The 23,134-nt window shown below is 70.8% G+C and carries 21 protein-coding genes; 10 read left to right on the top strand and 11 right to left on the bottom strand.

Going from position 1 to position 23,134, the window contains the following annotated elements; translation table 11 throughout:
- Positions 1-64: 64 nt before the first annotated feature.
- On the top strand, positions 65-1,279 hold the full coding sequence (locus GN153_RS15835; protein WP_159904500.1) for an MFS transporter: 1,215 nt from the start codon (positions 65-67) through the stop codon (positions 1,277-1,279).
- A gap of 2 nt (positions 1,280-1,281) precedes the next feature.
- Here GN153_RS15835 and GN153_RS15830 read toward each other — a convergent pair whose 3' ends face one another.
- Entirely contained in the window at positions 1,282-2,007 is a 726-nt protein-coding gene (locus GN153_RS15830) for a carbonic anhydrase (protein ID WP_159905059.1), read from the bottom strand.
- Positions 2,008-2,149: 142 nt separating this feature from the next.
- Between GN153_RS15830 and GN153_RS15825 the strand changes: the two genes are divergently transcribed.
- The 3 genes from GN153_RS15825 (at position 2,150) to ligA (ending at position 6,325) form a co-directional block, all read left to right on the top strand.
- Positions 2,150-3,250: a pyridoxal-phosphate-dependent aminotransferase family protein gene (locus tag GN153_RS15825; protein WP_394350946.1), complete on the top strand. Its 1,101-nt coding sequence runs from the start codon at positions 2,150-2,152 to the stop codon at positions 3,248-3,250.
- A 55-nt stretch (positions 3,251-3,305) separates the two neighbouring features.
- Entirely contained in the window at positions 3,306-4,172 is an 867-nt protein-coding gene (locus GN153_RS15820) for an enoyl-CoA hydratase/isomerase family protein (RefSeq protein WP_159904498.1), read from the top strand.
- 83 nt (positions 4,173-4,255) lie between these two features.
- Complete coding sequence (gene ligA, locus GN153_RS15815; protein ID WP_159904497.1) at positions 4,256-6,325, top strand: NAD-dependent DNA ligase LigA; 2,070 nt, start codon at positions 4,256-4,258, stop codon at positions 6,323-6,325.
- A 19-nt stretch (positions 6,326-6,344) separates the two neighbouring features.
- Here the strand turns inward: ligA and GN153_RS15810 are convergent, their stop codons facing one another.
- From GN153_RS15810 to GN153_RS15795, 4 genes are all read right to left on the bottom strand, one after another.
- Entirely contained in the window at positions 6,345-7,145 is an 801-nt protein-coding gene (locus GN153_RS15810; RefSeq protein WP_159904496.1) for an ABC transporter permease, read from the bottom strand.
- A complete protein-coding gene (locus GN153_RS15805; RefSeq protein WP_159904494.1) occupies positions 7,142-8,041 on the bottom strand; it encodes an ABC transporter ATP-binding protein in 900 nt (299 codons plus the stop codon). Before GN153_RS15805 ends, GN153_RS15810 begins: the two co-directional genes overlap by 4 nt.
- 65 nt (positions 8,042-8,106) lie before the next feature.
- Complete coding sequence (locus GN153_RS15800) at positions 8,107-8,958, bottom strand: ABC transporter permease subunit (RefSeq protein ID WP_159904492.1); 852 nt, start codon at positions 8,956-8,958, stop codon at positions 8,107-8,109.
- Complete coding sequence (locus tag GN153_RS15795) at positions 8,955-9,914, bottom strand: ABC transporter ATP-binding protein (RefSeq protein WP_159904490.1); 960 nt, start codon at positions 9,912-9,914, stop codon at positions 8,955-8,957. Before GN153_RS15795 ends, GN153_RS15800 begins: the two co-directional genes overlap by 4 nt.
- A gap of 207 nt (positions 9,915-10,121) precedes the next feature.
- Between GN153_RS15795 and GN153_RS15790 the strand changes: the two genes are divergently transcribed.
- Positions 10,122-10,685, top strand: a complete 564-nt coding sequence (locus GN153_RS15790) for a hypothetical protein (protein WP_159904488.1) — start codon at positions 10,122-10,124, stop codon at positions 10,683-10,685.
- 74 nt (positions 10,686-10,759) lie between these two features.
- On the opposite strand, the gene GN153_RS15785 is transcribed toward GN153_RS15790, so the two are convergent.
- Positions 10,760-11,032, bottom strand: a complete 273-nt coding sequence (locus GN153_RS15785) for a hypothetical protein (RefSeq protein ID WP_159904486.1) — start codon at positions 11,030-11,032, stop codon at positions 10,760-10,762.
- A gap of 328 nt (positions 11,033-11,360) precedes the next feature.
- Complete coding sequence (locus GN153_RS15780) at positions 11,361-12,197, bottom strand: DUF3891 family protein (protein WP_159904484.1); 837 nt, start codon at positions 12,195-12,197, stop codon at positions 11,361-11,363.
- Positions 12,198-12,306: 109 nt separating this feature from the next.
- On the opposite strand from GN153_RS15780, the gene GN153_RS15775 reads away from it, so the two are divergent.
- Positions 12,307-14,076, top strand: a complete 1,770-nt coding sequence (locus GN153_RS15775) for an excinuclease ABC subunit C (protein ID WP_159904482.1) — start codon at positions 12,307-12,309, stop codon at positions 14,074-14,076.
- 517 nt (positions 14,077-14,593) lie between these two features.
- Here GN153_RS15775 and GN153_RS15770 read toward each other — a convergent pair.
- From GN153_RS15770 to GN153_RS15760, 3 genes are read right to left on the bottom strand one after another with little or no spacing between them, the layout of a single operon-like run.
- A complete protein-coding gene (locus GN153_RS15770; RefSeq protein ID WP_159904480.1) occupies positions 14,594-15,472 on the bottom strand; it encodes an alpha/beta fold hydrolase in 879 nt (292 codons plus the stop codon).
- A gap of 56 nt (positions 15,473-15,528) precedes the next feature.
- Positions 15,529-17,592: an excinuclease ABC subunit UvrB gene (gene uvrB, locus GN153_RS15765; protein WP_159904478.1), complete on the bottom strand. Its 2,064-nt coding sequence runs from the start codon at positions 17,590-17,592 to the stop codon at positions 15,529-15,531.
- 40 nt (positions 17,593-17,632) lie between these two features.
- Positions 17,633-18,604: an LLM class flavin-dependent oxidoreductase gene (locus GN153_RS15760; protein WP_159904476.1), complete on the bottom strand. Its 972-nt coding sequence runs from the start codon at positions 18,602-18,604 to the stop codon at positions 17,633-17,635.
- A gap of 93 nt (positions 18,605-18,697) precedes the next feature.
- Here GN153_RS15760 and GN153_RS15755 point away from each other — a divergent pair, with 93 nt between their 5' ends.
- From GN153_RS15755 to GN153_RS15745, 3 genes are all read left to right on the top strand, one after another.
- A complete protein-coding gene (locus GN153_RS15755) occupies positions 18,698-19,504 on the top strand; it encodes a lipoate--protein ligase family protein (protein ID WP_159904474.1) in 807 nt (268 codons plus the stop codon).
- 78 nt (positions 19,505-19,582) lie between these two features.
- Complete coding sequence (locus GN153_RS15750; RefSeq protein WP_159904472.1) at positions 19,583-20,416, top strand: deoxyribonuclease IV; 834 nt, start codon at positions 19,583-19,585, stop codon at positions 20,414-20,416.
- A 38-nt stretch (positions 20,417-20,454) separates the two neighbouring features.
- Positions 20,455-21,240: a class I SAM-dependent methyltransferase gene (locus GN153_RS15745; protein WP_159904470.1), complete on the top strand. Its 786-nt coding sequence runs from the start codon at positions 20,455-20,457 to the stop codon at positions 21,238-21,240.
- Positions 21,241-21,363: 123 nt separating this feature from the next.
- Here the strand turns inward: GN153_RS15745 and GN153_RS15740 are convergent, their stop codons facing one another.
- On the bottom strand, positions 21,364-22,017 hold the full coding sequence (locus GN153_RS15740) for a DUF7095 family protein (RefSeq protein ID WP_159904468.1): 654 nt from the start codon (positions 22,015-22,017) through the stop codon (positions 21,364-21,366).
- A gap of 115 nt (positions 22,018-22,132) precedes the next feature.
- Between GN153_RS15740 and ncsA the strand changes: the two genes are divergently transcribed.
- Positions 22,133-23,113, top strand: a complete 981-nt coding sequence (ncsA, locus tag GN153_RS15735; protein WP_159904466.1) for a tRNA 2-thiolation protein NcsA — start codon at positions 22,133-22,135, stop codon at positions 23,111-23,113.
- Positions 23,114-23,134: the final 21 nt, after the last annotated feature.

Raw genomic sequence — 23,134 nt, 5'->3', positions numbered from 1 at the left:
CGACCGGCGTTCCCGACCGCCCGAAACCGTCAGGGGCAACTATCCGGACGACGGAGCGGCAAACGTGGCCGCCGAACGTCGCGACCGCGCCCTGCTCGCTGGCGTCGTCTTCACCGTCCTGTTCGCGCAGGTGGCGCTGTATCCCGACATCCCAGCGCTCGTGAGCGCGCTGGGCGGGACGCCCGCCTCCTGGGGCGGAAACGTCGACGCCGTCCTCAGCGCCGGCAAGTGGTTCCTGACCGCCGAGTTCCTCGGCTTCGTCCTTTTCGCGGGTCTCTGGGGGGCCGCCAGCGACGCCGCCGGACGGCGCCGGCGCTTCGTCGTCGCCGGCGCCCTGCTCGGCGCCGCTGGCTATCTCGCTGTCGCGCTCGTCCCGGGGTTCGGGCTGCCGTACGCGACGGTGCTCGGCCTCCGGTTCCTGCAGGGGGCGGCGACCATCGGTGCCTTCTCGCTTGCGGTCACCACGCTGATGGACCTCCCCGGGGGTCACGGCCGGAACATGGGCGCCGCGGGCATCGCCATCGGCGCCGGCACCGCGCTGGGCGCGCCGGTCGGCGGCCAGCTGTACGCGCTGGGTCCGTTCGTCCCCCTCTACGCGGCGAGCGCCCTGCTTGTCGTCGCCGCGAGCGTGGCCGCGCTGGTCGAGGAGCGGGCACCCGAGAGCAGCCGGGGCGGCGTCCGCGCCGCCGTGAGCGTCCTCCGGGAGCGCCCCTCGCTGGCCGTCCCCTTCGCCTTCGGCTTCGTCGACCGCCTGACTGCCGGCTTTTTCGCCCTCGTGGGCACCGTCTACTTCCGCTCCGAGCTCGGCCTCGACGCCGCGGGGACCGGACTCCTGCTCGGTGCCTTCTTCGCTCCCTTCGCGTTGTTACAGTACCCCTTCGGCCGGCTGTCGGACCGGGTCGGCCGGGTCGTCCCGGTCGCGGTCGGCTCGCTGTTCTACGGCGTCGCCATCGTCTGTGTCTTCCTCGCGCCCTCCGTTCCGCTGACCGCGGCAGTGATGGTCGCCGTCGGCGTGCTCGGGGCGCTGGTGGCGCCGGCGACGATGGCGCTGGTGACCGACCTGGCCGGCGACGCCCGCGGGACGGCGATGGGCGGGTTCAACGTCTTCGGGAGTCTGGGCTTTCTCGCCGGGGTGGTCGGCGGGGCCACTGTCGCCGCGAGGGCGGGCTTCGGCGCGGCCTTCCTCGCCGTCGGCCTCTCGGAAGTCGCCATCGCCGTCCTCGCGCTTCCGGCGCTGCTCCGGCTCGGGCCCGACCGTGTGCGGGCCGAGCGGGCCTGAGGTTACAGCAGTCGCCGGACCGCCTCCTCGAAGTCGGCGGGGACGCGCTCGCGCAGCGCGCCGGCGTCGGTCTCGCCGTCGGCGTTGACCAGGTAGGTCCGGCCGGGGTCGTCGCCGTAGACCCGCTGGAAGTCGTAGACGAAGCCGTAGACGTCGGTATCGTCGGGAACCTCCTCGCTCCCGCAAAGGAAGGCGACCTGGCGGTCGACGTTGTACTCGACGAGCTGGTCGACCAGCCCCGCCTCCCGGTCGGAGTCGACGCGCTCGTCGGCCAGCCCGTCCTCGACGACCGGGACGAGCGCGTCGACCCACTTCGCCACGCCCGGCGGGGTCTCGTCGTCCCCTCCGTCGCCGCCGTCTCCCTCGCTACCCTCGTCGCGGACGGCCTCCAGCGCGGCCGTCACCGCGCCACAGCCGGTGTGGCCGACGACGACCGCCGTCCGCGTGCCCGTGTAGGCGATGGGGTACAGGACGGAGCCGTCGACGACCCGCTCGCCCCCGTGGCGGTCCCAGACCTGGTTGCCGATGGTGCTCGGCGCGAACAGCCAGCCCGGCTCCTCGACGTCCCACATCCCCTCCTGGGACACCCGCGAGTCCGGACAGCAGACCGAGACGGCCGTCGGTTCCTGACCGTCCTGGACGTCCGCGAAGTGTCCCTCGGGCAGCGATTCGACGTGACGGGCGTTGCGCTCGAGCAACTCCTGTAGCGTGTCCATATTCCGGGTCAGGGGGCCCCGTACTTTGGCGTACCTGTCTGTCGTCACGGTGGCGCCGGACGCACCGTCGCGAAGCCGGGGAGACACCGACCGGCACGGCATCAAAACGCCCATGACGCCCGGCCGCGAGGGTACGCCACACGAGGTGGCTGCCGTGACCAACCAATACAGGGACGACTACCCCGAAAAGACGCTGTACCTTCCGGGTCCGACCGAGGTCCGCGAGGACGTCATCGACGCGATGGCCGAGCCGATGTTCGGCCACCGGATGGACCGGATGACCGACCTCTACACGACCATCGTGGAGGACACCAAGGAGTTTCTGGACACCGACCAGGACGTCATCGTGCTCACCGCCTCGGGCACCGAGTTCTGGGAGGCGACCACCCTCAACCTCGTCGACGAGCGGATGCTCGTCCCCACCAGCGGCGCGTTCAGCGAGCGCCAGGCGAACGTCGCCGAGCGCCTCGGCAAGACCGTCGACCGCGTCGAGTACGAGTGGGGCGAGGCTGTCAAGCCCGACGACATCCGGGACGCCCTGGAGTCCGGTGAGGACTACGACGCCGTCGGCATGGTGATGAACGAGACTTCCACCGGAGTCCGCAACCCCGTCGAGGAGGTCGGGGACCTGCTCGGCGACTACCCGGACACCTACTTCGTCGTCGACGCCATCTCCTGTCTCGGCGGCGACTACGTCGACGTCGAGGGCCACAACATCGACTGTATCTTCACCTCCACTCAGAAGGCCTTCGCGATGCCACCCGGCCTCGCCGTGTGTACGGTCAGCGACGCCGCCTACGAGCGCGAGCTGGGGAAGGAGTCCGCCTCCTGGTACGGCGGCTTCCAGCGGAATCTGGACTACTACGACCGGAAGGGCCAGACACACTCCACGCCCGCCATCCCGCTGATGCTCGCCTACCGAAAGCAGATGAAACACATGCTCGAGGAGGGCCACCAGGCACGGGACCAGCGCCACCGGGAGATGGCCGAGTACACCCGCGAGTGGGCCCGCGAGCACTTCGGCCTCTACCCCGAGGAGGGGTACGAGTCCCAGGCCGTGACCTGCGTCGAGAACACCCGCGGCATCGACGTGGCCGGGACCGTCGAGGCCGTCTCCGAGGAGTACGACATGGTCTTCTCCAGCGGGTACGGCGATATCAGCGAGGAGAGCTTCCGGATCGGCCACATGGGCGAACACACCGTCGAGAGTATCCGCGAACTCACCGACGCCATCGAGGACGTCGCCGGGCTGTAGTCGCCTGCGCCGTCGGCGGGTCCCTGCGCCCGCTCTTGCCCGGGAGCCGCCCCCGGTGACTATAGTCGTGGGCGCCGACCTGCCGGCCATGGCCGAGACGATCCAGACCGAGCGACACCCGGGGGACGACCGCATCGAGGTGGTCCGGCTGGACGCGCCCGAGCGCAGCAACGTCATCGACCTGCGGATGCTGCACGAACTGACCGAGGCCGTGGTCGCCGCCGACCGCGACGACGGCGTCCGGGGTATCGTGCTCGGGGCGACCGGCGACGCTTTCTGTGCCGGCGCCTCGCTCCAGGAGCTGTCCGACCTCGAGTTCGAGGAGGGCGCGCGCTGGCTGACGGCCTACTTCGACGTGCTGGACATCCTGCGCGACACGGGTAAACCGGTGGTCGCGGGCGTCGAGGGGACCTGCGTCGCGGGCGGGAACGAACTCGCCTCGGCGTGTGACCTCATCGTCGCCGCCGAGAGCGCCGAGTTCGGCCAGCCGGAGGTCGGTGTGGGTTCGACCGCCGCCGGCGGGGGCGTCCAGCTGCTCCCGCTGATGGTCGGCGAGAAGCGCGCCCGCGACCTCCTGTTGACCGGACGGCTGCTGACCGCCGAGGAGGCGAAGGCCATCGGGCTGATAAACCGCGTCGTCGAGGACGGCAGCGCGGAGGCCCGGGCAGTAGAACTGGTCGAGACCATCATCGACGACAAGAGCCCCCAGGCCTACCGGACGATCAAGGCCGTGATGAAGCAGTGGACGAACCTCGGGCTGACGGGCCAGGAGATGGCCCGCGACCTCACCGCCCGGGTCTGGGCCTCCGAGGAGTTCCGCGAGCGCGCCGACACCTTCCTCGCCCGGGAGGCGTTCGAGCCCCGCCCGTTCCAGGGGACGCGGCCGCGTGACCCGCAAGCGGGGGGCGAATCCGAGGACTGAGCACCTCCGCGCCACGGCTACGGAGTGGGAGTCGAGCGACCCGAGACCGCCGGCTTCTATACCGTGCCGACCGGCGATAGGATATGGGACGCGGCGAGCAGCGGCCGGGGGACAACCCCTACGTCGAGGCGCCGGACACCGACTTCGCGCCGGCCGCCGAACTGAACGAGGAGCAGGCCCGCGAGCAGGCGGAGTTGCTCCGGGAAGCTATCCGGTACCACGACCACCGCTACTACGTCGAGGCCGACCCGGTCATCGGCGACCGGACCTACGACGCCCTCTTCGCCCGCCTGCGGGAGCTGGAGGAGGCCTTCGACCTCGATCGAGAGGGAAGCCCAACCCAGCGGGTCGGCGGCGAGCCGGTCGACGAACTCGACACGGTGGAACACGTCGCGCCGATGCTGTCGGTCGACCAGAGCGGCGATGCCGCGGACGTCCGCGCCTTCGACGAGCGGGTCCGGGGGGAGGTGGGCGAGGTGGAGTACTTCTGTGAGCCCAAGTTCGACGGGCTCTCCGTCGAGGTGGTCTACGAGGACGGCCGCTACGAGCGGGCGGCAACCCGCGGGGACGGCGAGGTCGGCGACGACGTGACAGCACAGGTCCGGACGATCCCCTCGGTGCCCGAGCGGCTGCGCGGGGACTACCCCGACCGGCTCGCCGTCCGCGGGGAGGTCTACATGCCCCGCGAGGCCTTCCAAGAGTACAACCGCGAGCGCGTCGAGCGCGGCGAGGACCCCTTCGCCAACCCCAGAAACGCCGCCGCCGGGACGCTCCGGCAGCTCGACCCGACAGTCGTGGCCGACCGTCCGCTCGCGGTCTTCTTCTTCTCGGTGCTGGCGTCGACGGCCGACTTCGCCACCAGCGCCGGGGTCTACGAGCGCCTGCCGGCGTGGGGGCTGCGCACGACCGACCGCGCGGAGCTCGTCAGCGACGTGGAGGCGGCCATCGACTACCGCGACCGGCTGCTGGCGGCCCGCGACGAACTGGATTTCGAAGTCGACGGCGTCGTCCTCAAGGTCAACGACCGGGCGGCCTGCGAGCGGCTGGGGACGACCTCCCGGGCGCCGCGCTGGGCTTTCGCCTACAAGTTTCCCGCCCGCAGCGGCGAGACCACGGTGAGAGACATCGTCGTCCAGGTCGGCCGGACGGGCCGGCTTACCCCCGTCGCGCTGCTGGACCCGGTGGAGGTCAGCGGCGTCGAGGTCTCGCGGGCCAGCCTCCACAACCCCGAGGAGATACGCCGGCTGGGCGTCGGCGTCGGCGACGAGGTCCGCGTCGAGCGGGCCGGGGACGTCATCCCCGACGTGGTCGAGGTGCTCGACGGCGGGAACGGCCACTTCGAGTTTCCCGAGACCTGCCCGGCCTGTGGCTCGCCTGTCGAGCGCGAGGGGCCGCTGGCCTTCTGTACCGGCGGGCTGGCCTGTCCCGCACAGCTCGAGCGGGCGGTCGAGTACTACGCCAGCCGGGAGGCGCTGGACATCGAGGGGCTGGGCGAAAAGGCCGTCGAGCAGCTCGTCGACGCCGGACTGGTCGAGTCGCTGCCGGACCTCTACGAGCTGACCGTCGGGGACCTGCAGGAGCTGGAGGGGTGGGGCGAGACCAGCGCCGAAAACCTCGTCCGCGAGATAGCGGCGACGACCGAGCCCGCGCTCGCGGACTTCCTGACGGCACTGGGCATCCCGGAGGTGGGTGACACGACCGCGCGTGCGCTCGCACGAGCCTTCGGCACCTTCGGGGCCGTCAGGGAGGCGAGCGAGGACCAGTTACGGGACGTGGAGGACGTCGGCCCGACGGTCGCGGCCGAGATCCGGGACTTTTTCGACAGCGAGCGAAACGCCGCGGTCATCGACGGCCTGCTGGAGCACGTCGACCCACGGCCCGCCGACACCGGTGACGGGGAGGCACTCGCCGGGGAGACGTTCGTGTTCACGGGGGCGCTGGAGCGGTTCACCAGGGACGACGCCCAGGAGCTGGTGGAGCGCCACGGCGGGTCGGCGACGGGTAGCGTCTCGGGCAACACCGACTACCTCGTGGTCGGCGAGGATCCCGGCCGGACCAAGCAGGAGGACGCCGAGGCCGAAGGGGTCCCGCAGCTGGACGAGGCGGCGTTTCTGGAGCTGCTGGCCGAGCGCGGGGTCGAAGTGGACGGCTGAACCGCGGGGGTCAGCCGCTTCAGAGGTCGTCGTCCCGGAACCGCAGGTAGCCCGCAAGCGGCGGGAGCGTTGCCCAGCCGGCGAGGACGGCGGCGGCGAGCGACGGCGAGTCGACGGCGCCGCCGATGAGCCCGGCGCCGACGCTGTCGGCGGCGAGCGAGTTACCGAGGACGCCGTAGGCCGCGACGGGGTTCAGCGACCGGAAGACCGGTGCCCACGCGGGCGGCTCCGGCGGAGCGGCGAAGCCGTTGAACACGTACGCGACCAGCCCGGGCACCTGCCACCAGAAAAAGAAAAACAGCAAGAAGAGCCCGAACGCGAGGATGGCGGCGGCCTGTGTCGAGCGGACGGCCGCCGAGAGGCCGACGCCGATGGCGACGAATGCGAGCCCCAGCGCTGCGGCGGTCGCGAGCGAGCCGGCGGCGGCAGCCGGCGAGACGACGACACCACGGAGCAGCGCCGCCAGCGCGAGCGCGACGAAGCCAGCGAGCACGGAGACCCAGACGATGGCCAGCCGGCCGGCATAGGTACCGAGGAGAACGTCCCAGCGGTTGAAGGGCAGCCCGAGCAGGAACTGGAGGCTCCCTCGCTCGCGTGGAGAGACGACGGCCTCGTAGCTGAACCCCAGCGCGACCACGGGGACGAAGAAGGTCAGCAGGCCGAGGGCGGCGGTGGGGAGCGCTCGCGCGGCGCCCCCGGTTGCGCCGCCGAAGTAGCCGGTGGCGCCACCGAGGATAGCGAACAGCGCGGTGGCGACGAACAGCGACCGGGTGCGGGCTGCGTCCCGGAATTCCTTCCGGGCGATGCGTGGCCACCTCATGTGTAGCGGGCGAACAGTTCGTCCAGCGAGGTCTCGCTGGTCTCGAAGCCGAGCACGGTCGCGCCGTCGGCCCGGAGCTCGTCGACGACGGCGGCTTTCGCCCGATTCTCGCAGGCGACCGTGACCGTCGTGCCCGCGGCGGTGGCCTCCGAGACGCCGTTGAGGCCGCGGACGGCGTCGAGCCGGGCCGGGGAGGGGTCGGCGTCGAGCGTGACCTCCAGCCGGGAGCCACCCCCGGCGGCGGCCCGGAGGCCGTCGATGGAGTCGACGGCGACGAGTTCGCCGCCACGGAGGATCCCCACCCGGTCGGCGACGGCCTCAACCTGGTCGAGGATGTGACTGGAGAAGAACACGGCCGTGCCGTCGTCGCGCAGGCTGGAGACGGTGTCGCGGATGAACCGTGCGCCGTTGGGGTCGAGACCGGTCGTCGGCTCGTCGAGCACGAGCAGGTCGGGGTCCCCGACGATGGCCATCCCGAAGGCCAGCCGCTGGCGCATCCCCTTCGAGTAGTCGGCGGCCCGGCGGTCGGCGACGGGTGCGAGCCCGACGAGGTCGAGTACGTCTGCAGGGTCCTCGCTGCCGCCTTTCGACTCGACGGCGAACGCGACGTGCTCGCGGCCCGTGAGTTCGCCGAGGACGCTGTACCCCTCGGGGAGAACACCGACGCGCTCCCGGACGGCGACCGGGTCGGCCTGTGCGTCGACCCCGAACACCTCGACGGAGCCGGTGTCGGGAGTGAGGTAGTCAAGCACGACGTTGATCGCGGTCGACTTCCCGGCGCCGTTCGGGCCGAGAAAGCCGAAGACCTCTCCCTCGTGTACCGTGAGGTCGAGGTCGCGGAGGGCGGTGACGCCACCGAAGGTCTTGGTGACGCCGGAGATCGTCAGGGCTGACATACGCCAGCCTGGGAGCGTGTCGATCAAGTGCATTGCGGTCGCCGGAGAGGACCCGACTGGAGCCCTCAGAGGTCCGCGCGGGCGAAGCGGCGGTAACCGAGCGCCAGGGGGACGACGACCCAGAACAGGAGCACGGCGAGCCCGAGCCAGGGCGTCCCGAAGAACGCCTCGACCTGACCGGCACCGGGGCCGGGGCCGGCCGCCGCGCCGGGTGCGTCTGGGATGACCGCCGAGAGGCTCGTCACGAAGGCGTTGCTCGGGGGGAGCTGGACGAGCGGGTAGGTCCACTCCGGCAGCGCGCCCGGACCCGATGGGAAGACGAACCCGTTGGCGACGAACACGAGCGCGATGACGACGGTGTCCCAGAGCAGCTCGAAGACGAGAAAGAAGCCGATCGCGAGCGCGGCCGCGCGGCCGGTCGAGCCGGTCGTCGCGGAGATCCCGACGACCAGCGCGGCGTAGGTGAGCGCGAACAGGAGGCCGACGAGCCCGAACAGCACCGTCGCGAGGGGGGCGACCTCGCCCAGAAGCGCCGTGCCGAGCCCGGCGCCCACGAGTAACGCGGCGACGATCGGGACCGCGAGCACGCCCGTCCGGCCGGCCACCTTCCCGAGCACGACGTCACGGCGGGTGTGTGGCAGGGCGAGCAACAGCTTCATGCTGCCGCTCTCGCGCTCGCCGGCGACGGACTTGTAGCAGGTGAGGATCGCCGCGATGGAGACGAACACGCCGATCGCGGTGGCGACGAAGAAGACGAGCCCCAGGGCCGAGGGGTCGCCGCCGGAGACCTCGTCGACCTGGGCGTAGGCGACCGACAGGCTGACCACGAGCAACAGGAAGAGCACGGAGACACCCCAGAAGGCCCGCGAGCGCAGCGCGTCCCGGAAGTCCTTCCGGGCGACGACAGTCCAGCTCATCGCCTCCCTCCTTCCCCGTCGCGCCCGACCGCTGTCCCCGTCGCCTCCCGCTCGCCGTCGCCGGTGTAGGACAGGAACAGCTCCTCCAGGGAGGACTCGGCGGTCTCGAAGTCCTCGACGTCGGCGCCCGCATCCTCCAGCGCCGAGAGGACGGCCGTCTTGGCGTCGTCCTCGACGTCGACGACCAGCCGGGAGCCGTCGACGGACACCGAGGCGACGCCGGGCGTCTCGCGGACCGCCTCGACGGCCCCGTCGGCCAGCGCCGCGACGGTGACCGTCAGCGTCGCCCGCGTCCCGGCGGCCTCGCGCAGCCCCTCGATGGTGTCGACGGCGACGAGCTCGCCGGCCCGGAGGATGCCCACCCGGTCACAGACTGCCTCGACCTGGCTGAGGATGTGACTGGAGAAAAAGACCGTCGTCCCGGCGGCGCTCTCCTCGCGGATGAGCTCGCGGATCTCGCGGGCGCCCGCCGGGTCCAGCCCCGTCGAGGGCTCGTCGAGCACGAGCAGGTCGGGGTCCCCGACCAGCGCCATCGCGAGCGCGAGGCGCTGTTTCATCCCCTTGGAGTAGCCCCCGGCAGCGCGGTCGGCGGCGTCGGCGAGGCCGACCCGCTCGAGGAGGCCGTCGGGGTCCTCGCTGGCAGCCTTCGATTCGACGGCGAACTCGACGTGTTCGCGCCCCGAGAGGCGGTCGTAGACGTGGTACCCCTCGGGGAGCACGCCCGTGCGTTCGCGGATCGCCAGCGACTGGGCCTGGGCGTCCATGCCGAACACGCGGGCCTCGCCGGCGGTCGGCCGGACGAAATCAAGCAGGATGCCGATCGCCGTGGACTTGCCGGCGCCGTTGGGCCCGAGAAAGCCGAAGATCTCTCCCTCCGGAACCGACAGGTCGACACCGGACAGCGCGGTCACGTCGCCGTAGGTCTTGGTCAGACCGCTGAGTTCGATCGTCGCCATACCGGCGGGTCGACCGGAGTGGGGATAAAAACGGGTGCGGAGGTGCAGGACCTGCAACTACGACGGAGGAACGCGACTACCGGAGCTCAGGCAGCTGGTGGCTGTTCGACACGCATTTGGGATGTATCGACCAGTGGTGGCATCAAATGGTATCAAATGGTAGTAAACGGAATATTTATGTGCCGCGGGGGTGTACGTGGTGGTACGATGACAGAGTACACCAGTCCCGTCACGACCGTCTTCGAACTGCAGCGCCGGAGCATCGAGCAGAGCCAGCGGGCCATGGAGCAGACCGTCGAGTTCCAGCACCGCGCCGGCCAGGCAATGCTCGACAGCATGGAGAGCACGGAGTCCGCCCAGCGCTCGACCGTCGAACTCCAGCAGCGCGCCACCCACAGCCTGCTGGACGCCCTCGAGGCCAACGTCCCCGGCATGGAAGACGCCGTCGCGGACGTTCGCGAGGCCGTCGACGAGGGGTACGAGACGCTGCTCGACAACCACGCCGAGGCCTTCGACCAGGTCACCGCCGAGTTCGAGCAGAGCATCGAGGCCGGCGAGGAGATGACCCAGGACTACCTCGACGCGCTCGACGAGCAGCTCGACCTCCTGCTCGAGGCCCACAGCGAACTCGAGGGCCAGTCCGTCGAGGCCGTCGAGGGCGTCTCCGAGCAGGTCGAGCACCTCCGCGAGCAGGTCACCGAGGCCCAGGAAGAGGTCGCCCAGCAGGTCGAGGAGATCTCCGAGCAGGCCGCCGACGCCGTCGAAGCGTAGCGCCGCTCCGCTGCCGACTGGAGACCCCTTTTTCTTTCGAAGGAACTGATTCGGTAGCCGCCGGTCCCGGACAGTCAGACCGGGTCGTCGGGGTCGTGGCGGTCGGCCATCCGTCCCGCCTCGGCGGCGTAGCGCTCCCGGTCGGTCCCGGGGGTCGGTTCGAGCCGGTCTGCCGAGACTACCCGGGCGGCCGTCACGGTGGTCCGCTGGAGCATCTGCCGGGAGAGTTCCCGCGTGAGGTGGCGGTCGCCGCCGGGCGTGGCGTAGACGAGCCTGACCAGCCCCTTCTGGTCGTAATCGCGTTCCACCAGCCAGACGCGCTCCTCGTCGTCGGCGTCGCCGCTCATACCGGAGGCTCGGACGGGAGCCTGTTGTATCTGCCGCGTCGGTCGGGAGCGTGGGCCAACTCTCGGGCTGAAATCCCCGGTCCGTCGGTCCGTTCTCGCATCAGACTCGACTATCCAGAGTAACTACCGGAGGCCACACACCTCCCCAGCCGACTGCGGTACTCACTCGCTGCGCTCGTTGCGTTCCTCATCCACCGGAAGACTCGCTTCGCTCGCCTTCCGAGCCTTCCTTCGTTGCACTCGGGAAGACCTCGCACGGCGCTCGTCGCGCGAGGATACGCGCGACAGCGCGCGCCGACCGGGATCAGTGGAGCGTCCAGGCTGCCAGTCACGCCGGCCGCAGCGTGAACGCCTTCTCCGCTCGGGGCGACTCGTAGTAGCGCCGCCGGAGGTCGGCCTCGGAGTCGAAGTCGTCCGTGACCGTTCGGACCGGGACGGTCACCCGGAGCGGCGCGGCCTCGAAGGGGTACGGGCCGAGGCGGTACTCGCCATCCCCGGAGCCGTCACGTTCGACCCGAACGGTCGTCTCCGCGTTCGGACCGGTCGGGACCCGCTCCAGGTCGGTCGCCCCCGGGGTGACCGCGGTGCAGAAAAACAGCGAGAGCGCGTCCCAGGCCTGCAGCCGCTGGTAGTTGCGCCACAGCCGGCTGTCCGGGTCGGCGGGCGGTCCGCCGGCCGCGTGGAGCGCGTCGAGCAGACCCAGGTCGGCATCGTCGAGCCGGCCGGCAGCCCGGAGGTCCTCGGCGAGGCGGGCCTGCCGGTCCTCCTCGCGGGCGACGTACGCTTCGAAGGCCGGCGGGGTGTCGGGCCAGGACGGCGAGAGCCCGTAGCGCCGGCGCCGAAGTCCGGCCCCGTGCAGCGAGCACAGCAGGCCGGCGTGGGCGTCGGCTGCGGCGACGGCGTCGACCCCCTCCCCGTAGAGGTCGACCCACACGTCGTCCGGAACGGAGCGGAAGTCGACGACCCGCCCGTCGTCGTGGAGGTGCGGGACCCGGTCGTAGGCGAGCCAGCCGTCGTCGTGGGCGTAGGCGGCGTGGACCGCGGGCGCCCGGGGCGACGGCGCCTCGACGGCCCCGCCCCAGCGGTCGGCGAACTGCCCCGCTAGAGCGGCGTGGGCCGGCTGCGTGACGAACTGGACCGTCCCGTCGGCCTCGGCGACGATCATACCGGAGGTTGGACGACCGGACACATAGCCGTCGGGGGTCGGCGCCACAGACACCGCCCAGGAGGACGGAGAGCGTGAGGCTGATTGCCGGCGGCACCCAACCGTCTCTATGGACCGGGAGGCGGTCCTGGAGCGAGCGGCCGGACTCCCCGACGAGCCCGGCGTCTACCAGTTCCTCGCCGGTGACCGCGTCCTGTACGTCGGCAAGGCCGTCTCGGTTCGCGACCGGGTGCGCTCCTACGCCGAGCCGAGAAGCGAGCGGATCGCCCGGATGGTCGCGGAGGCCGAGCGGATCGAGCCCGCCGTCACCGACACCGAGACCCAGGCGCTGCTGCTCGAGGCGAACCTGATCAAACGCCATCGGCCCCGGTACAACGTCCGGCTGAAAGACGACAAGTCCTACCCCCTCGTGCAGCTGACCGACCACGACGCCCCTCGGATCGAGGTGACACGCGACCCCGAGGAGGGCGCGACGGTCTTCGGCCCCTTCACCGACAAGGGCAGAGTCGAAACCGTCGTGAAGGCCCTGCGGGAGGTCTACGGCGTTCGCGGGTGTTCGGACCACAAGTACCGCAACCGGGACCGGCCCTGTCTGGATTACGAGGTCGGGCTGTGTACGGCCCCCTGTACCGGCGAGATCAGCGGCGAAGACTACCTCGCGGACGTCGAGGCCGTCGAGCGCTTCCTCGAGGGCGAGACCGGCGTCCTCGCCGGGCCGCTGCGCCGGGAGATGGAGGGGGCCGCACAGGACCAGGCATACGAGCGGGCCGCGAACCTCCGGGACCGGCTGGCAGCCGTCGAGTCCTTCCACGGCGAGGGCGGCGGCGCCGTGGCCGCCCGCGAGAGCGAGGGCCGGACCGTCGACGTGCTCGGAGTTTCCCTCGAAGGTAGCGGCGCCACGGTCGCGCGCCTCCGCGCGGAGGACGGCAAGCTCGTCGAGCGCGACCGGTACCCCCTGGACGCGCCCGAGAGCGCGGGGGCGGCGGACGTGCTTGGCGCCTTTATCACCCAGTACTACGCCGAGCGGGAACTGCCGGCGGCGGTGCTCTGTCCCGAGTACCCGCGGGCGAGCGATGACGCCGAGAAAGCAGGCGACGGCGCGGGCGAGGACATCGAGGCCTGGCTGGCCGGCGCCGGGACCGACCTCCGGGTGCCGGGCGCCGGTCGGGAGGCGACGCTGGTCGACCTCGCGACGAAGAACGCCCGCCGGGGTCACCCGACCCGGGACGGGACGGAGGCCCTGGCCGGGGCGCTGGGACTGGACGCCGCCGCGCGGGTCGAGGGCTTCGACGTGAGCCACGCGCAGGGCCGGGCGGTCGTGGGCAGCAACGTCTGCTTCGTCGGCGGCGAGCCCGCCAAGGAGGGGTACCGCCGCAAGAAGCTGGCGGAGCGAAACGACGACTACGCCAACATGCGGGCGCTGGTGCGGTGGCGCGCCGAGCGGGCCCGCGAGGGACGGGACGACCGCCCGGACCCGGACCTGCTTCTGGTCGACGGCGGCGAGGGACAGCTCGGCGCGGCCCGGGATGCGCTCCGCGAGGTCGGCTGGGACGTGCCGGTCGTCGCCCTCGCGAAGAGCGAGGAGCGGGTCGTCACCCCGGACGGCGTCGAGGACTGGCCCGACGACGCCCCCCACCTGCATCTCCTCCAGCGGGTCCGCGACGAGGCCCACCGCTTCGCCCGCCAGTACCACGAGACGGTTCGCGACGAGGTCTCGACCCCGCTCGACGGCGTGCCCGGCGTCGGCCCGGAGACCCGCAGGCGGCTGCTCGGCCGCTTCGGTAGCGTCGCGGGAGTCCGTGAGGCCTCGCTCGAGGAACTCCGGGACGTCGAGGGCGTGGGTGAGCAGACCGCCGCCCGGATCGACGACCACCTCTGATTCGATATCGCGACATGCGGTATATTTTGTGAGCCCGGCGGACCGCGTCGTCCGCCGGGAAGCGGCGCGTGAACTGTTGAAGCCGGAAGATGCGGGCCATTCGGTGGATGGACGACACAGGGGTAGGCTGTGCCGTGGACGATGGCCGGCTACCGGTAGCGGGAGGACCTCTGGGCGCCACCGCGCGAGTGCGTGCACACGCTCTCGCGAGCGCGGGACCGTCCTGGCGGGCGCCGCCGTCGGACCGGGGGAGGGTGGCGACCACGAGCCCCGGAGCCTCCGGAGTTCCGACGGCCGGCCGCGAGACTCCGGGCGCGAAGGGATGGCACTGGCCGGCGGGCCGCAGCGAGTGTCGGACCCCACGCCGCCGCCCCGGTGAAACCGGAGCCACGGGCCGCGTCTGGAGCGAGCCAGGCGATCGTAAATCGCATTTCGCGATATAGAATACGCGAGCGCTCTCACATCGAGTCGGGGCGGAAAGAAGATCCGACAGGAGGTGAGGGTCGACAGACGGGGCTCAGAGCACTTCACGGAGCAGTTCGCGGGACCGCTCGGGAAGCTCCAGCGGCGGGATGTGGCCACACTCCTCGAGCACGAACAGTTCGGAGTCGGGAACCCGCTCGTGGGCGCGCTCGGAGACCGCAAGCGGGATCAGGTCGTCCTCGCGGCCGTGGACGAACCGCGCGGGCACCGCAAGCTCCCCCAGCCGGGGAGAGTAGTCCGTCCGGTAGCCCTCGCGTGTGACCTCGTAGTCGCGGAGCTTCCGGAAGGCTGCACCCGCGTTCGGCCGCTGGACCTCCTGGAAGACCCGGTCGACCGTGACGTCGCTGACCTCGTTTCCCTCGTAACAGAGCCCGTTGACGGAACGCTCCACGAACCCCCGGCTCCGACGCATCAGGGCGACCGCGGCGTGGTTGGTGACCTGTACCTTCGCCAGCAGCCAGGACAGACGGCCGTTCGGCAGCCCGCCGCCGAGCGCGAAGGGGTCGAACGCCACCAGCCGGTCGACGCGCGCGGGAGCCGCAAGCCCGACCCCGACCGCGACGCCGCCACCCATCGAGACGCCCGCGAGCACCGCGTCGTCGACGTCCAGCTCATCGAGCATGGCCGCGACGGTGTCGACGTGGTGGGGGACCGACCACTCGCCGTCGGGCAGCGGGCTCGCGCCGTAGCCCGGCAGGTCCGGCGCAACCACGGTGGCGTGCTCGGCCAGCGGCCCGACCTGCTCGCCCCAGGTGACGTGGGCGGCGTCGATGATCCCGCCGTGGAGCAGGAGGAGTGTCGGGTCGCCATCGCCGGCGGTCAGGTAGTGGACCTGCTGGCCGTTGGCGGTGACGGTCCGCTCGGTGGCGGCGTCCGGAATGTCGACGCCGGCGTCCGTCTCGGTGGCTGCCATATCCGGATGTCAGGCCCCGTGACAAAGAAGTCTGCCGCCGGAAAACGGCGAGCCGGCTACTCGAAGTCGGGTTCCGGAGCCGGAACCCCGTCGTCCTCGCTGGTCCCGTTGAGGTCGTGTTCCTGCCGGAGGTCGCGGATCCGGTCGCGGATGTCGGCGGCGAGTTCGAACTCGAGGTTGTCGGCAGCCTCCTGCATCCGGGCCTCCAGTTCGTCGATGGCCCGGGCCGCCTCCTCGGCGTCCTTGGGGTCGAGGCTGGCGGCCTCGCCGGTGTCGGTCTCGGCGCCGGGGAGGTTCGTCTCGCCGACCGGCTTGTCGATAGTCGTCGGCTCGTAGCCGTGTTTCTCGTTGTACTCCCGCTGGATCTCCCGGCGCCGCCGCGTCTCTTCGATGGCCGATTCCATGGCGTCGCTGGGGTCGTCGGCGTACAGCACCACCTCGCCGTTGACATTGCGAGCTGCTCGCCCCATCGTCTGGACGAGCATGGTCTCCGACCGGAGAAAGCCCTCCTGGTCGGCGTCCAGGATCGCAACGAGGGAGACCTCCGGGATGTCGAGCCCCTCGCGCAGGAGGTTGATCCCGACGATACAGTCCAGCTCCCCGAGCCGGAGCTTCCGGATGAGTTCGTGGCGCTGGAGGGTGTCGGTCTCGTCGTGCATGTACTCGACGTCGATGCCCGCCTCCCCGAGATACTCGGTGAGGTCCTCGGCCATCCGCTTTGTCAGGGTGGTCACGAGCGCCCGCTCGTCGTCGGGCAGCGCCTGGAGCCGCTCGATGACGTCGCTGACCTGTCCCTCGGCGGGGGAGACCTCGACCGCGGGGTCGACGAGGTGGGTCGGCCGGACGATCTGCTCGACGACCTGGGCGCTCGTCTCGCGCTCGTAGTCGGCCGGCGTCGCCGAGACGTACAGCGTCTGGCCGGTCTTCGCCTCGAACTCCTCGAAGGTCAGCGGGCGGTTGTCGTACGCGGTCGGCAACCGAAACCCGTTCTCGACCAGCGAGTCTTTCCGTGACTTGTCACCCTCGAACTGCCCGCGGATCTGGGGCAGCGTCTGGTGGGACTCGTCGACGACCGTCAGGAAGTCGTCGGGAAAGTAATCAAGCAGCGTGTAGGGGGCCTCGCCGGGCTCGCGGTCCGAGAGGTGGACCGAGTAGTTCTCGATGCCCGAGCAGTAGCCCGTCTCCTCCAGCATCTCGAGGTCGAAGGTGGTGCGCTCCTCGATACGCTGGGCGGCGACCATGTCGCCCTGGCGCTCGAAGTGGCGCACGCGGTCCTTCTTGAGGTCGCGGATCTCCTCGATGGCCTGCTCGAGCCGGTCCTCGGGGATCGAGTAGTGCTCGGCGGGGTGCAGCAGGACGGCGGGTTCCTCGCTCACCACCTCCCCCTCCAGGGGGTCGACCTTCCGGAGGCGGTCGACCTCGTCACCCCAGAACTCCACCCGGACGGCGTAGCGGCCGTACATCGGGTAGATTTCGACGGTGTCGCCGCGCACCCGGAAGGTACCCTGCGTGAAGTCGACGTCGTTGCGCTCGTAGTTGAGGTCGACCAGCCGTCCCAGCAGCTCCTCGCGGTCCAGCTGCTGGCCGCTCTCGACGCGCAGGGACATGTCGACGTAGTTGCGCGGGTCGCCGAGCCCGTAGATCGCCGACACCGAGGCGACGACGATGACGTCCTCCCGTGTCAGCAGCGACCGGGTCGCGGAGTGGCGCAGCCGGTCGATCTCGTCGTTGATCGAGGCGTCCTTGTCGATGTACGTGTCTGTTTGCTCGACGTAGGCCTCGGGCTGGTAGTAGTCGTAGTAGGAGACGAAGTACTCGACGGCGTTGTCCGGAAAGAGCTCGCGGAACTCCTCGTAGAGCTGGGCCGCCAGCGTCTTGTTGTGGGCGATCACCAGCGTCGGCTTCTGGATCTCCTCGACCACCCACGAGACGGTGTTGGTCTTGCCCGAGCCCGTCACCCCGAGCAGCGTCTGCTCGTCCATCCCCTGCCGGAACCCCGCGGCCAGTTGCTCGATAGCCTCTGGCTGGTCGCCGGCGGGCTCGAAGGGGGCGTCGACGCGGAAGGCCTGCTCGGCGTCCGGGCGGTCGGGCGAGAGAGGGCCGGACTGTGAGTCGCTCATCGGGAGAACGGTGGGGCCGGACGGACTTGAGCCGTGCGCTCTACCGGTTGGCCGGCGCGAGCGCCTCGACGGTCGAGTCGGCCACCTCGTCGCTCGCTCCGCCGGGAATCACCACGATCGGTTCGTCGATGATGTCGCGGCCCGCGACCTCGGCCAGCTGCTCGCGGGCTTCCTCTGGCGTGCCGGCGACGGTCAGCCCCTGGAGCATGTCGTCGGTCACGGCCTCGCGTGCGCCCTCGCGGTCGCCCTCCCGCCAGGCTTCCGCGACCGCGTCCGCGCCGTCGTAATGGGCGGCGACGGCCGCCCGATAGCCCTCGCCGCTGCCCACGTAGTAGGCGACGTGGCCCCGGGCCGTTCGGAGGGCCGCCTCGCGGTCCTCGCTGACCGCCGAGGGGACGTAGGGCGCGACCGTGATCGAGCCGGGGTCGCGGTCCGCCTCCCGGGCCGTCTCGGCGATGGTCTCGAAGGCGTTCGCGAGGTCGTGGAAGGGGATGTTGTGGGGCAGCCACCCGTCGGCGACGCGGCCGGTCACGCGCCGCATCGCGGGCCCGAGCGCGGCCGTGTACACCGGCACGTCCGTACCCAGAGAGGGGAAGTCGGCGACCGAGAACAGCTCGCCGTCGTAGGAGACCCGGCCCTCGGCGGTGAGGAACTCCCCGGCGAGTTCGGCGGTCTCGTGGGTCCGCCGGGGCGGGTTCTCGAAGGACATCGAGTGCAGGTCCTCGACGACCTTCGCGGTGCTCGTTCCGAGCCCCAGCCGGAAGCGCCCGCCGGAGGCGTTGTCGAGGGTCGCGGCCGCCTGCGCGAGCGTCGCAGGGGTGCGCCCGTAGACGTTGACGATCGCAGTCCCGAGGCCGAGGTCGTCGGTCGCTTCGGCGGCCCGGGTCAGCGCCACGAAGGAGTCCCGGCCCCAGAGTTCGCCGGTCCACAGGGAATCGTACTCGAGTCGTTCGACCCGCTGTGCGAACGTCGCCACGTCGTCGGTCGGCTCCAGCGCGAGGATGCCTGTCATACGCCCACAACCGACGACTAGGATAAAAAACAGGGGGACAAACCCGCGGCGGGTCGACACAACGGCTTTGCCGTCGGCCACCCGACCCCCGGTATGGAGCTGACCGACCGGGAGTGGCGGCTCGTCCCCGAGGAGACGCGACCGGGGCCGGTGCAGATGGCCCTGGAGGAGGTCGCCGCCGAGACGGTCGCGGCGGGCGGGCCGGCGACGGTGCGGGTCTTCCGGTGGGAGCCGAGCACGCTCTCGCTTGGCTACGGCCAGGACTCCGCCACCGTCGACTGGGAGTTCTGTGCGCGCAACGGTATCGACGTGACTCGGCGGCAGACCGGCGGCGGCGGCATCTACCACGACCACGCTGGCGACATCTCCTACTCGGTCATCGCACCGGCCGAGGCGCTCCCGGGCGAGCTGGAAGCCGCGTACAACCGGCTCTGTGAGCCGGTACTGGCGGGGCTGGACCGGCTCGGCGTCGGCGCCGGCTTTCTCGACGAGCCCGCGCCGGCCGTCCACCGGCCGGCCTGCTACCTGCGCGCACTCGACCCCGCTCACGACATCGGAGTTGACGGGAAGAAGATCAGCGGCAACGCCCAGTACCGCCAGCGCGAGGCCGTGATCCAGCATGGGTCGGTCACGCACAGCCGGGCGGTCGAACCACACCTCGGCGTCTTCGCGGCCGACCTCTCGCCCGACCGGTTTCGCGAGCGCGTCACCTCCGTCCGCGCGGAGTGTGGCGCCGACCGCGAGGAGACCGTCGCGGCGCTCGAGGCGGCGCTGGTCGAGTGGTGCGGGGCCGAGGAGGGGGGGTGGACCGATGGGGAGCTGGCGCGGGCACGGGAGCTTGCAGCGCGGAAGTACGCGAGCGACGCCTGGGTCCACGAACGAACCACCCCGGAAGCGTGAGTGGTACCGTCAGGGATTTGACGACCCTGCCGGCCACGAGTCACAGCCGCTAAGAGCCGGCGGGCCCGACGGGCCGGTATGACACTCCGCGTCGGTGCGCACGCCTCGGTCGCCGGCGGCGTCCACAACGCCGTCGACGAACAGCGGGAGTTCGGCGGCAACTGCGGGCAGATCTTCTCACACTCCCCGCAGGTCTGGCAGGACCCGGACATCGACCCCGACAACGCCGCGCAGTTCCGCGACATCTCCGAAGAGGACGACATCGGCCCATGGGTCATCCACGCCTCCTACCTCGTGAATCTCGCGACGCCCAAGGACGACCTCCGGGAGAAGTCCGTCGCGTCGATGCAACGGGAGGTCGACGCGGCCGAGACCCTTGGGGTCGAGTACGTCAACGTCCACCTCGGCGCGCACACGGGTGCGGGCGTCGAGGGTGGGCTGAACAACGCAGCGAGCGCACTCGACGATCTGGACGTTCCCGAGGGCGTGACTGTCCTCGTCGAGTCGGACGCCGGCAGCGGGACGAAACTCGGCGGCGACTTCGACCACCTGCGGGCGGTGCTCAACCGCTCGGCGCAGGACCTGGAGGTCTGTCTCGACACCGCCCACGCGTTCGCGGCGGGGTACGACCTCTCGACGCCGGAAGCGGTGGAGGAGACCATCGCGGAGTTCGACGACGTGGTCGGGCTGGAGAACCTGGCCTGTGTCCATCTCAACGACTCGAAACACGAGTGTGGCACCAACAAGGACGAACACGCGCACGTCGGCGAGGGACTGATCGGCGAGGACGGGATGCGCGCGTTCGTCAATCACGGGGCTATCCGTGAAGTCCCGCTAGTGCTAGAGACTCCGACAGAAGACGGCAAGGACTTCGCCTGGAACATCCGGCGGGTGCGGGAGCTGCGGGAGTGAGTGCAGGGAATTTTACCGCAGAAGCCAGTAGCGAACGTGTGCGCGAGTTCACCGCCGAGTATCTGACTGCCACCCGCGAGGGGATGTGGGCAGACTCCCGGGAAGCGCTGGAACCACTGGGCCTAGAGCGGTGCGAGTACGCCCTCGACGTGGGCGCAGGGACCGGCGAGTTGACCCGCGTCTTGCGCGAGGAGAGCCCCGGCGAGGTGGTCGCGGTCGACGCGGACGCCGACCTGCTGGCTCACGCCGGCGGCCCCAGCGTCGTCGGCGATGCCGTCAGTCTCCCGTTCGTCGACGACAGCGTCGGCCTGGTGGTCTGCCAGGCGCTACTGGTGAACCTCCCGGACCCAGAGCGCGCCGTCCGGGAATTCGCTCGCGTCGCCAGCGAGCGCGTGGCCGTCATCGAACCGGACAACAGCGCCGTCACCGTCGACTCGACGGTCGAGACGGAGGTGCCCCTGGCGCGCCGAGCGCGGGAGCTGTACCTCGCTGGCGTCGGGACCGAGGCGAGTTTCGGCGCGGCCCGCGGGCTGTTCGAGCGGGTCGGCCTGTCCGAGGTCAAGGTTCGACAGTACGACCACGAGCGAACGGTGAGCCCGCCGTACACCGAGCGGGACATCGAGAGCGCGCGGCGGAAGGCCAGCGGCGAGGGGTTGAGTGGAGACCGTGCCGAAGTGCTGGCCGGCGGCGCGACCCCGGAGGAGTTCGACGACCTCAGAGCGGAGTGGCGGGCGATGGGGAGAGAGGTCGTGGCACAGATGCAAGCGGGGGAGTATCGCCACCGTGAGACCGTCCCCTTCTTCGTGACTGTCGGACAGGTATAGCGAGCAGGTGACCCGACAGGGCCGGCGGCGGACCCCGTAGCGCGGAGCGGTCGGTCACGCTATCGCGGGCCGCTCCGCAGTAGCTCGTCAGGACATACCCGGGAGTGGTCCCGCCCTCCGGTTTCAAACTACGTCCCCCCGCACTGAGGGGCCGTCCTGCTGCTTCCGGTACTGCTCGACGGCCTCGGCAGCCTCCCGAGATTCGTCGGCCTCGAGTCCGAGCATCTCCAGGGCGTCGGACAGAGTGGGAAAGACGAAGTCGCCGGCCCGGAGCTTCTCGAAGGCTTCCTCGGAGCGGTGACCGTCGACCCACAGACACGCCCCGCGGGGGTCGAGGATCTCGCCGTAGTTCTCCCGGGCCATCGCGCCCTCCAGGCGCTGGCGGACGTTGTCCTCGAAGCTCGCGTTGCAGACCTCCAGGTGGACGGGCTCGTCGTCGGCCAGGAGGTGGGCAGCGAGACACTTCTCCGGGGCGGCGTGCCCGCTGGCGTTCGCCCGGAGATACTCCGGGAATTCGTCGGCCCACTCGGCCCGGACGGTCTTGCCGACGCCCTCGACCCCGTGGGAGTCGATGAACTCCGCCTCCCGGTCCTCCTCCCCGTGAAAGAGGATGTCCTTGGTGAGGTAGATGTCGAGGCGTTCGACGGGGTCGAGGCCGAGCGCGGCGTCGCCGTAGACCCACACCTCGCGGACCGGGACCGGCATGAGCTCCTCCTCGATGCGGGCGACGACCTCCTCGACACGGGCGACGGCTTCGCTGCGAGGCCAGTCGGTCATCGCCGTCGGGTATGACGGGAGCAGACAAACGGCTTGCGCTCCGTGGAACCGGCAGCCGGGCCGAGCCACATCGGGAGCGAAACGGTCAACGGCGTGGGACGCCGAGCCGACGGTAATGGACTGCGACAAGTGCGGCGCCGACGCCGTGTTGCACGCCGCCTACTCCGGGCTTCACCTCTGTGAGGACCATCTCTGCCAGTCCGTCGAGAAGCGGGTCCGCAGGCGGGTCCGCGAGGACAACCTCCTGCCCGACGACGCCACCGCCGGGGACCCGGAGACGTGGGTCGTCGGCCTCTCCGGCGGCAAGGACAGCGTCGTCCTCACGCAGATCCTCGCGGAGACGTTCGGCCGTGACCCCCGGGTCGAGCTGGTCGCGCTCTCGGTCCACGAGGGGATCGACGGCTACCGCGACGAGTCGCTCGCGGCCTGCCGGGAACTGACCGCCGACCTCGGGGTCGCTCACGAGGTCGTCTCCTACGACGAGGAGTTCGACGTCCGGATGGACGAGGTGGTCGAGGAGGACCCACACGACATGTCGGCCTGTGCGTACTGCGGGGTGTTCCGCCGGGACGTGCTGAGCCGGTACGCGGCCGACCTCGGTGCTGACAAGCTTCTGACTGGTCATAATCTCGATGATGAGGCCGAGACCGCGCTGATGAATTTTCTGGAGGGCGATATCAGAAAACTGTCACAGCAGTTCGACGCCAGCCTCGGCCCCTTCGAGGGGGCCGACGCGGAGCGCACCCGCGAGGGGGGCGAGGAGTTCGTCCCGCGGGCGAAGCCGCTGCGGGACGTCCCCGAGCGGGAGGTCGCCCTGTACGCCCGCGTCCGCGACCTGCCGGCCCACATCACCGAGTGCCCCCACGCCGAGGAAGCCTACCGCGGGGAGATCCAGCAGCTGCTCTACGACCTGGAGGAGCGACACCCCGGGACGCGCCACTCCATCATGGCGGGCTACGAGGAGCTGGCGGCGCTGGCCGCGGGCGAGTACGACGCATCGGACGGCGACGGCGACCTCGGCGAGTGTGCGGAGTGTGGGTCGCCGACCGCCAGAGAGGTCTGCCGGAAGTGTGGCCTGCTGGACGCGCTCACCTGAAACGCGGAAGTGGGGGGGTAA

Origin of the sequence: Salinirussus salinus (assembly GCF_009831455.1) — an archaeon.
Lineage (GTDB): Archaea > Halobacteriota > Halobacteria > Halobacteriales > Haloarculaceae > Salinirussus > Salinirussus salinus.
The sequence above is the reverse complement of the archived record's forward strand: the minus strand, read 5'-3'. Positions and strand labels throughout refer to the sequence as shown.